Genomic DNA, 9506 nt, shown 5'->3' with positions numbered 1-9506 from the left:
GCCTCGTGCTGCGCAGCGAGGACCGGGGCGACAGTTGGACCCCGGTGCGCTTCGAGGCCGAGTCTTCCGATCCGCTCTTCGCCGCCTGCCGGACCGGCACGGGCGCCATCATCGCCGCCGGCAGCTTCGGCCGCCTGCTGCGCTCGACCGACGACGGCCGCAGCTTCGAGGCGGTCGCGGTCGATCTGCCCGACGAGCCGCATCTGAACGGCATCGCCTGCGCCGACGATGGCAAGGCGATGATCGCCGGCGAAATGGCCCAGGTGGTGCGCAGCCGGGACGGCGGCGCGACCTGGGACATGGTGCAACTGCCCTACAATGGCTCGCTTTACGGTGTCGTGCGGGCTTCGGCCTCGCGCTGGGTCGTCTTCGGGCTGCTGGGTCATGTCTTCCGGACCGACGATTTCGGCGACACCTGGACCGAAATCAGGACCGGCGCCGAAACGTCGCTGTTCGGCGGGCTGAAACTGGCGGATGGCCGGATCGTCCTGCTCGGCCAGGGCAGCACGGTGCTGGTTTCGTCCGATGAAGGCCTGAGCTTCGGCATTGAGCGCATCGGCGGTCGTGACAGCCTGGTCAGCGCGGTCGAGATCGCGCCCGGCCGTCTGGTCGCGGGCGGTGAAAAGGGAATTTCGGAACTGACGCTGGGCCGCATCATGGCGGCCCTGGCCGGGGGACAGTGACATGGCGAAGACCCATTCCCACACGGCCGCGAGCACGCCGGGTCAGCGCCTGGTCGAGGCCTGTTCCAATCTTCTGCTGCGCCTGCGCTTCGTCGTTCTCGTGCTCGCCATCGGGATCACCGGCTTCCTGGGTTACGAGGCGCGCAACATCCAGCTCGATCCCGGCTTTCTGAAGCTGATCCCGAGCCAGCATCCCTTCATGCAGGACTTCATGAAGTACGCCACCATCTTCCCCGGTCACAACCGGGTGGTGCTGAACATGCACTGGAAGGGTGAGGGCGACATGTACAACAAGACCTTCATGACCGAGATGGAGAAACTGGCCAACGACGTCTTCTTCCTGCCCGACGTCGACCGCACCCGCGTAACGTCCCTGTTCTCGCCGACCGTCCGCTTCACCAAGGTGACCGAGGAAGGCTTCATCGGCGCGCCCATAATCCCCGAGACCTTCACCAAGACCGACGACCAGCTGGCGCAGGTGCGCCGCAACGTCGAGGACGCGGGCATCATCGGCCGCTACGTCGGCAACGACGGCCGCGACGCCATGATCATGTTCGAGGTGCAGGAATATTCCGGCGGCCAGCCGGTGCGGGTGAATTACTACGAACTGGCCCATCGCCTCGACGAGCTGCGCGCCAAATACGAGAATGCCGATATCGAGGTGAACGTCATCGGTTTCGTGATGATCGTCGGCGCCATGGTCGACGGTCTGCTGGGCGTGATCGCCTTCTTCGGCATTTCCTTCCTGATCACGACGGCGCTGCTCTATCTCTACTGCCGGTCGTGGAAGCTCACCGGCCTGTCGCTCGTCGTCGCCATGCTGCCGGTGATCTGGCTGGGCGGGCTGCTGCCCATGGTCGGCGCCGGCATCGATCCCATCTCGATCCTGGTGCCTTTCCTCATCTTCTCGATCGGCGTCTCCCACGCCGTGCAGATGACCAATGCCTGGAAACAGTCGGTGCTCGGCGGCGACAGTTCGATCCATGCCTCGCGCAAGGCGTTCCAGGCCCTGTTCGTGCCGGGCAGTCTCGCGCTCATCACCAATGGCCTCGGCTTCCTCGTCATCATGCGGATCCAGATCGACATCGTGCGCGAGCTGGGCATGACCGCCTCGATGGGCGTCATGCTGATGATCGTCACCAACAAGATGATCCTGCCTGTCCTTCTGTCGCTCATCTCGCTCGAGCCTTCGGCGCGCCGCCGCGCCCATGCGGTCGATGATGGCGAGGAGGTGCGGAAATCCTGGTGGGCGCTGTCGCTGCTGGCGACGCGCAAGCCCGCGGCGGTGGTCTTCGCCATTTCGGCCGCGCTGGCCGCGCTGTCGGCGGTCTATGCCCGCGACCTGAAGACCGGCGACGTCGGCCAGGGTGCGCCGGAACTCTGGCCGTCCGACCGCTACAATGTCGACAATGGCGCGATCCTGTCGCGTTACGACATCGGCACCGACATATTGACCGTGATCGTCGAAACGACGGGCTTCTCGGAAGCCTGCCTCGATCATTCGGTGATGGCGGCGGTCGATCGTTTCGATCTCTTCGCCCGCGGCATCCACGGCGTCCAGTCCGTGCTGTCGGTGCCCGCCATCGGCAAGATGGTGATCGCCGGCATGAACGAGGGCAATCCGCGCTGGGCCGGCCTGCCGCGCAGCTCGCAGGGGCTCGCGGTCGGCGGCTATGCCTATAACCCGGACATCGGCCTCAACACCGAGGGCTGCCGGGCGATGAAGGTCGACATCTTCCTGAAGAATCACGACGGCGCCCTGGTCGCCCATGTGGTCGAAGAGGTGAAGCGCTTCCTCGCCACCGAAAAGACCGATGGCGTTACCTTCCGTCTCGCCTTCGGCAATGTCGGCGTCGCCGCCGCGACCAACGAAGCGGTGGAGGAAGCGGAACTCGAGATGCTGCTTTCGATCTTCGGGGCGATCTCGCTGCTGTGCTTCCTCACTTTCCGCAGCGTGCAGGCGGTGATCTGCATCATCGTGCCGCTGACCATCGTCTCGATCTTCTGCAACGCCCTGATGGCGCGGCTCGGCATCGGGCTCAAGGTCTCGACCCTGCCGGTGATCGCGCTTGGCGTCGGTGTCGGCGTCGACTACGGCATCTATATCTACGAGCGACTGATCCACGAGATGCGCCACGAAGGCCGTCCCTTGCGCGAGGCCTTCTACGAGGCGATGAAGCAGCGCGGCACGGCGGCCCTGTTCACCGCCATCACCATGTCGGTCGGTGTCTTCACCTGGGCCTTCTCGGCGCTGAAGTTCCAGGCCGACATGGGCATCCTGCTGTCCTTCATGTTCCTGGTGAATGTCTTCGGGGCGATTTTTCTCCTCCCCGCGCTCGCTGCCTGGTTGTTGCCGGAGAAGGGCTTTGCCCGCCACCGGGCGGCCGAGGCGGTGGTCGACCGGGCCGTGGCGCCCAGTCGCTGACATCCGCCAAACCACTGAAATCAAAGATTGTTCGGGGCGCCTCGGCGCCCCGAATGCTGTCGGCAACAGGCCGTTTCCATACGGCAACAATCATAGTCCGCATGGACCATGCGGCCCCCGGGCTTTGGGGCGATGGTTCAACTCAAATTGGTGTGAAGCCAATGAACAGCGGAGGATAAAGCGTGAGCGACAAGTCGCCCATTCCCGTCGGAAAATTTCTGCAGCTCGCCTCCGGGTACAGGCTGCATTACCACGAAGTGGGCTCGCCCTCGGCCGATCGTCCCAGCATCCTGTGCCTGCACGGCTCGGGCCCCGGCGCCTCGGGTTACTCCAATTTCAAGGGCAACATGGCGGCCTTCGCCGCCGCCGGCTACCATGTGCTGGTGCCCGATTATCTCGGCTACGGCCTGTCCGACAAGCCCGAGACCATCGAATATTCGACCGATACCCATGTGCCGGTGATCAAGGAGCTGGTCGATGCCCGCGGCGTGACCCGTGTGGTTCCGATCGGCAATTCGCTGGGCGGCGCCATTTCGCTGCAGTTCACCCTGACCTATCCCGAGATCGTGCCGAAGCTGATCCTGATGGCCCCCGGCGGCCTGCAGGAGCCGCAGGAATATGCCTTCTCGATGCCCGGCGTGCTGCGCATGTTGCAGTTCATTTCCAGCCGGCCCTTCGCGATCGAGGATTTCCGCGACCTGCTCGGCCATCTGGTGTTCGACCCGAAGCACATCACCGACGAAGCGGTGGCGGAACGCTGGCCGGTCGCGCTCGAACAGCCGATCCCGGTCTATGCCAGCATGAAGGTCGGCGTCTACGCCGATCGCCTGCACGAGCTGAAATGTCCGGTGCTCGCCTTCTGGGGCACCCACGACAAATTCCTGCCGGTCGCCCATGCCTCGATCCTGGCGGAGCGCTGCCCGCAGGCCAAGGTGATCATCTCCAACCAGTGCGGGCACTGGGTGATGATCGAGGACGCGGACTATTTCAACGCGGAATGCCTGGGCTTCCTCGGACGACCCGGCCTCTAGGGCCGGGAAGTCGCCCCTGGGATGGGAATGATTTCGCGCTTCTGGTGCAAGTTCCCATGGGCGCCACCGCGGCCGCCGATTAAAATTCTGAACAAACGAGGCGGTGCCAAAGGCGCCGCCCGACAAGGCTAGGGGGACGTCATGGGGGCATGGTCGAGGCGCATCGGGCGCGGCAACCGAAAATCGGCGCTGCCATTCGTCGCCAGTGTCGGCATTGTTTCGGGCATCCTGGGGGCCGGCGGCTTCGCCCTCGCCGAGGTGATCGAATTCGACAATGGCGCGAGCCTGTCGGTCAACGTGACCACGGCCTATTCCGTCGGCGTCCGCGCCGAGGATCCCAGCCCCAAGTCCCGTGATCCCGAGACCGAATACGCTACGGTCTATTTGCTGCCGCAGATCCCGCTGCTGCCCACCCTGCAGGTCGGCACCGAGACACCCAAGGTCTATAATTTCGACGACCCGAATCGCAACTTCAAGCGTGGCGACCTGATCACCAACGCCTTCAGCGCCCTCGCCGAAGCCAATTTCAAATATGAGGATTTCGGCTTCAAGGTGAGTGGCAACGCTTTCTACGATTTCGTCTATCACAGCGGTAATTCGAACGACGAAGCCTATCCCAACGGCATCAACAAGTATGAAGGCCCGCCGGATGAATTCGTCGGTGGCACGCGCTATGCCAATGGCGGCCGCTTCCGCCTGCTCGACGCCTTCGCCTATGGCACTTTCGACATCGGCGAGACCAGCCTGTCGCTGCGCGTCGGCAATCAGGTGGTGGCCTGGGGCGAGAGCCTGTTCTTCGGCAATATTTCCTTCAGCCAGGGCGTCGCCGACGCGACCCGCGCCAACAGCCCGGCGGCCGAGGTTAAGGATATCCTGCTGCCGTCGCCGCAGGTCTCGATGAACTGGGGCGTGACCGACCGGCTGTCGCTGATCGGCTACTATCAGTTCGACTGGGAGAATACCCAGCTCGACGGCATCGGCTCCTACTTCAGCCGGGCCGATCTGGTCGGGCCGGGGGCGGAATTCGCCTATGGCTCGGTCAATCCCTTCCCCAGCGTCATTCAGCAATATGCCTCGGCCTGTACCTTGAGCGCGAGCATCCCGAACTGCGACAGCCTGGCCATTCCGCAGCAGATCGCCCAGCTCCTGTCCAACATCCTCAGCCAGAATGTGCTCGGCGTCGGCAATCCGGACGACCAGCGTTTCGACGTTCCCGTGATCGGCGAGAAGAAGCCGAACAATGCGGCGCAGTGGGGCATGGGCTTCACCTATCTGCTGACCGACGCGATCAACACCGGCTTCTACTTCGTCAAGTATCACGAGAAGAACCCGCTGCCGGTGCTCGAAATCTCGACCCCGCGCACCGATATCTTCCGCAAGGGCACCGTGATCGGCGCCGTCACCAGCACGCTGTGCACCCTGCTCGGCCAGGACTGCGGCGGCATGGAGGATCAGGTCACGCAAGGGGTCGACGATATCGTCGGCGCCGTCGCGCCGCTCTATCTGCCCTATTCCTCGACCATCACCTATTTCGACGATGTGAAGCTCTATGGCATGAGCGCCTCGACCTCGATCGGCGCGGTCAATTTCGGCTTCGACTTCGCCTATCGCCAGGATGCGCCCATGCTGGTCGATGGCCGGATCTCGGGCATCAAGGCGCCGCAGCCGGTGCGCGGTGACATCTGGCAGGCCAATCTGAACGCCCTCTACATCCTCGGCTCGTCGGATTACTGGGATTCGCTGACCCTGATCGGCGAGGTGAGCGTGAACCACGTGGTGCGCCACGATACGCTCTATCTCTACGACGCCGATGGCGCGCCGCTGCAGGACGGCAACGGCAACAATATCAACGAATTCAATGAATTGTCCGGCGATGAGACGTCCTGGGGCTTCCAGGGCCTGGCCGAATTCGCCTATACCGACATTTTCCCCGGCGGCTGGGACATGTTCATTCCCGTGACCTTCGGCGTTGCCTTCGGCAATCCGGCCTACAGCGGCTCGCTCGGCGCGCTGTCGGGCGCGGGCGACATGCGCGCCTCGCTCGGCGTCAAGCTGCGCTATCTGAACAACCTCGAAATGAGCATCGCCTACAACGCGTTCTTCGGCGATTACGACACGGTCGATCGTCCGCTGGTCGACCGCGACTATGCCATCGCGTCGGTCAAATACACGTTCTGAAAATAACGGGAGGAGACATCATGGATCGCAGAAGGTTCGTCGGGGGCGTCGGCGCCGCCGCGCTGCTGGCCGCCATGCCGAGGCTCGCCATGGCCAAGGCCGCGGCGGACGAGATCGCCAAGCTGGGCACGTCGCTGACCCCCCTGGGCGCGATCAAGGAAGGCAATGCCGATGGCTCCATCGCGCCCTGGTCCGGCAAGTGGCTGGGCACGCCGCCGGGCATTTCCTTCGCCGGCACCGGTACGCCGCTGGCCGACCCTTACGCCGCCGAGAAGCCGCTGTTCACCATCACGGCGCAGAATGTCGCGCAATATGCCGACAAACTGTCCGCCGGCCAGCAGGCGATGTTCAAGCGCTATCCCGATACCTTCAAGATGCACGTCTATCCGTGCCATCGCGATTTCCGCTACAGCGACTGGACCCACGAGCAGATCAAGCAGAACGCCCAGCTTTCGGCCCTGACCGCGAGCCAGGAAGGCATCACCAACGTGAAGGCGGGCGCCGCCTTCCCCTTCCCGAAATCGGGCATCGAGCAGATCTGGAACATCATCACGGCGACCAAGGCCTTCACCGAGACTGGCGACTATGACGAAGCCGTGGTCTATCCCGATGGCAACATCGCCTGGGGTGGTCAGAAGTGGGACATCTATGCCCCGCCCTATGATCCGAACACGCCGCGTATCGAAGGCGCGCCGCCGTCATCCTTCGTCTTCCGCGAAACGACCAAGCCGGAACGCGAGCGCGGCTCCATCGCCCTCGTCCAGGAAACCTGGGAATTCGACGCCAGCCCGACCATGGCCTATCAGTATGTGCCGGGCACCCGCCGCGTGAAGCAGGCGCCGGAAGTCGCCGGTGATTACCCGCTCGGGCCGGGTGGCTTCCACACCGTCGACGATACCCGCCTGTGGGCCCAGTCGCCCCGGCGCTATAATTGGGAACTCGTGGGCAAGAAGGAAATCTTCGTGCCCTACAACAACTACAAGGTCGAGGATCCGAATGCGTCCTACAAGGACATGCTCGGCAAGTCGCATCTGAACCCCGAGTTCATGCGCTGGGAACTGCACCGGGTCTGGGTGCTGAAGGCCAAGCTGAAGGAAGGCATTCGCCACGTCTATGCGGCGCGCACCATCTATGCCGACGAGGATAGCCATCTGCCCCTGCTGGCCGACATGTATGACGCGCGCGGCGACCTTTATCGTTTCGCGCTCAACACGGTCTCCTATGATTACGCGGCGCAGATCTTCATGACCCGGGTGTGCTGCTATCACGACCTGGTGTCCGGGGCCTATATGGCCGACCGCCTGACCAACGAGCTGAAGAACAAGCCGAAGTTCAACGTCGGCGGCCGCAAGCCGGGCGATTATACGCCGGCCGAACTCAAGCGCCGCGGCGTCTGACCTCAACGATCCGGCCGGCGGTGGCGACACCGCCGGTTTCATTGAAAGCTATCAGCGATGGACAAGACCACCATCGCGGCGCTGGGCCTGGAACTCCACCAGGCCCTCGTCGCGCGCAGGACAATCGCGCCGCTTTCCGGGCGGGGCCTCGATATCTCGATCGACGACGCCTATGGGATCCAGACCGAATTCCTCTCGCACCGCCTGTCGGCCGGCGACCGTGTGATCGGCAAGAAGATCGGCGTCACCTCGCGCCCGGTGCAGACCATGCTGGGCGTGACTCAGCCTGATTTCGGCATGTTGCTGGCCTCGATGGCGGTGCCGGAACGCGGCGACATCCCGATGTCGACCATGATTCAGCCCCGGGCGGAAGGCGAGATCGGCTTCGTGCTGAAGCGCGACCTGATGGGGCCGGGCGTGACCAATGCCGATGTGCTGCGCGCGACCGAAGGCGTCATGGCCTGTCTCGAAATCGTCGATTCCCGCATCCACGACTGGAAGATCGCGATAGCCGACACGGTGGCCGACAATGCCTCCTGCGGTGTCTTCGTGCTGGGCGACCGGCTGGTTGATCCGAACAGCCTCGATCTCGCCCTCGCCGGCATGATCATCGAGAAGAACGGCCGCATCGTCGGCACTGGCGCGGGCGCGGCGACGCTGGATTCGCCCGTCAACGCCATGGCCTGGCTGGCCAATACGCTGGGCGCGCGCGGCATTCCATTGAAGGCGGGCGAGGTGATCCTGTCCGGCTCCCTCGCCGCGCTCATCCCCGTGACGGCGGGGGATTCCATCCGGGTGGCGATCCAGGGGATCGGCACCTGCCACGCCAATTTCATCGCCTGAGGATAACGTCATGAGCGAGCAGGATTTCGCCGGGCGCGTCGCCCTCGTCACCGGCGGGGCTTCCGGTATCGGCCATGCCACGGTCGAGGGCTTCGTCGCCCGCGGCGGCCGGGCCGTGATCGCCGACATCAACGAGACCCTGGCGAAGGAGAGGGCCGCCGCCCTTGGCGACAAGGCGATCGCCGTCACCCTCGACGTCGCCAGCGAGCCGGCCTGGATCGCCGCGGTCGAGGCCACGAAAGCGGCTTTCGGCGGGCTCGACGTCGTCGTCAATGCCGCCGGCATTTCCTTCACCTCGAGCGTCGCCAATACCGAGATCGAGGATTGGCACCGCGTCATCGGCATCAACCAGACCGGCACCTTCCTCGGCTGCAAGCACGGGCTGCTGGCGATCGCCGAAACCGGGCGGGGCGGTGCCATCGTCAATATCTCGTCTGTTCAGGGCATTCATGCCCATGCCGCCAGCTTCGTCTACAACACGACGAAGGCTGCGGTGCGCATGATGTCGAAATCCGTCGCCCTGTCGGCCGCGCTGTTCCAGCCGCCCATTCGCTGCAACACGGTGCTGCCCGGCTATGTCGACACGCCGATCCTCGCCCCCGTCGCCGAGATGCTGGGCGGGCGCGAAAGACTGATCGCCGGCATGTCGAGGGACACGCCCATGGGCCGCCTCGTCCAGGCTAGCGAGATCGCCGACGCGATCCTGTTTCTTGCGTCCGAGCGCGCCTCGATGGTGACGGGCGCGGAAATCGTCGTCGACGGCGGCCTGACCTTGCCCATGCACATCACCTACACCGACGCGATGTAACGCCGGATATTCCCTCATTGTTCGCGAGGGTGAACGGAGAATTCGCCTTGGGCCACTTCCGGCTTTCGGGGGCGGGGCCTAGGGTTCAGGTCGGAGAAGCCGGGGCAGCCGGCGATAATGATAACCGGAGGAAGAGATGGA

At 64.1% G+C, this 9506-nt stretch carries 7 protein-coding genes; all 7 read left to right on the top strand.

From position 1 onward, the window contains the following. On the top strand, positions 1 to 683 hold a 683-nt coding region (locus WAZ62_RS06095), incomplete at its 5' end, for a WD40/YVTN/BNR-like repeat-containing protein (RefSeq protein WP_422642623.1). A 1-nt stretch (position 684) separates the two neighbouring features. Then, positions 685 to 3108: an efflux RND transporter permease subunit gene (locus WAZ62_RS06090; protein WP_422642622.1), complete on the top strand. Its 2424-nt coding sequence runs from the start codon at positions 685 to 687 to the stop codon at positions 3106 to 3108. A 182-nt stretch (positions 3109 to 3290) separates the two neighbouring features. Then, positions 3291 to 4139, top strand: a complete 849-nt coding sequence (locus WAZ62_RS06085; RefSeq protein ID WP_422642621.1) for an alpha/beta fold hydrolase — start codon at positions 3291 to 3293, stop codon at positions 4137 to 4139. Positions 4140 to 4280: 141 nt separating this feature from the next. Further along, positions 4281 to 6317 carry a DUF1302 domain-containing protein gene (locus WAZ62_RS06080; protein ID WP_422642620.1) on the top strand — a complete coding sequence of 679 codons (2037 nt, stop codon included), beginning with the start codon at positions 4281 to 4283 and terminating at the stop codon, positions 6315 to 6317. 20 nt (positions 6318 to 6337) lie between these two features. Next, entirely contained in the window at positions 6338 to 7714 is a 1377-nt protein-coding gene (locus WAZ62_RS06075) for a DUF1329 domain-containing protein (protein ID WP_422642619.1), read from the top strand. A 57-nt stretch (positions 7715 to 7771) separates the two neighbouring features. Beyond that, complete coding sequence (dmpE, locus tag WAZ62_RS06070) at positions 7772 to 8557, top strand: 2-oxopent-4-enoate hydratase (protein WP_422642618.1); 786 nt, start codon at positions 7772 to 7774, stop codon at positions 8555 to 8557. A 10-nt stretch (positions 8558 to 8567) separates the two neighbouring features. After that, positions 8568 to 9365, top strand: a complete 798-nt coding sequence (locus WAZ62_RS06065) for an SDR family NAD(P)-dependent oxidoreductase (protein WP_422642617.1) — start codon at positions 8568 to 8570, stop codon at positions 9363 to 9365. Positions 9366 to 9506: the final 141 nt, after the last annotated feature.

Source organism: Zavarzinia sp., from assembly GCF_049306435.1.
In the GTDB taxonomy this organism is placed as follows: domain Bacteria; phylum Pseudomonadota; class Alphaproteobacteria; order Zavarziniales; family Zavarziniaceae; genus Zavarzinia.
Note: the sequence above shows the minus strand (reverse complement) of the source record. Positions and strands in the feature narration are given on the sequence as shown.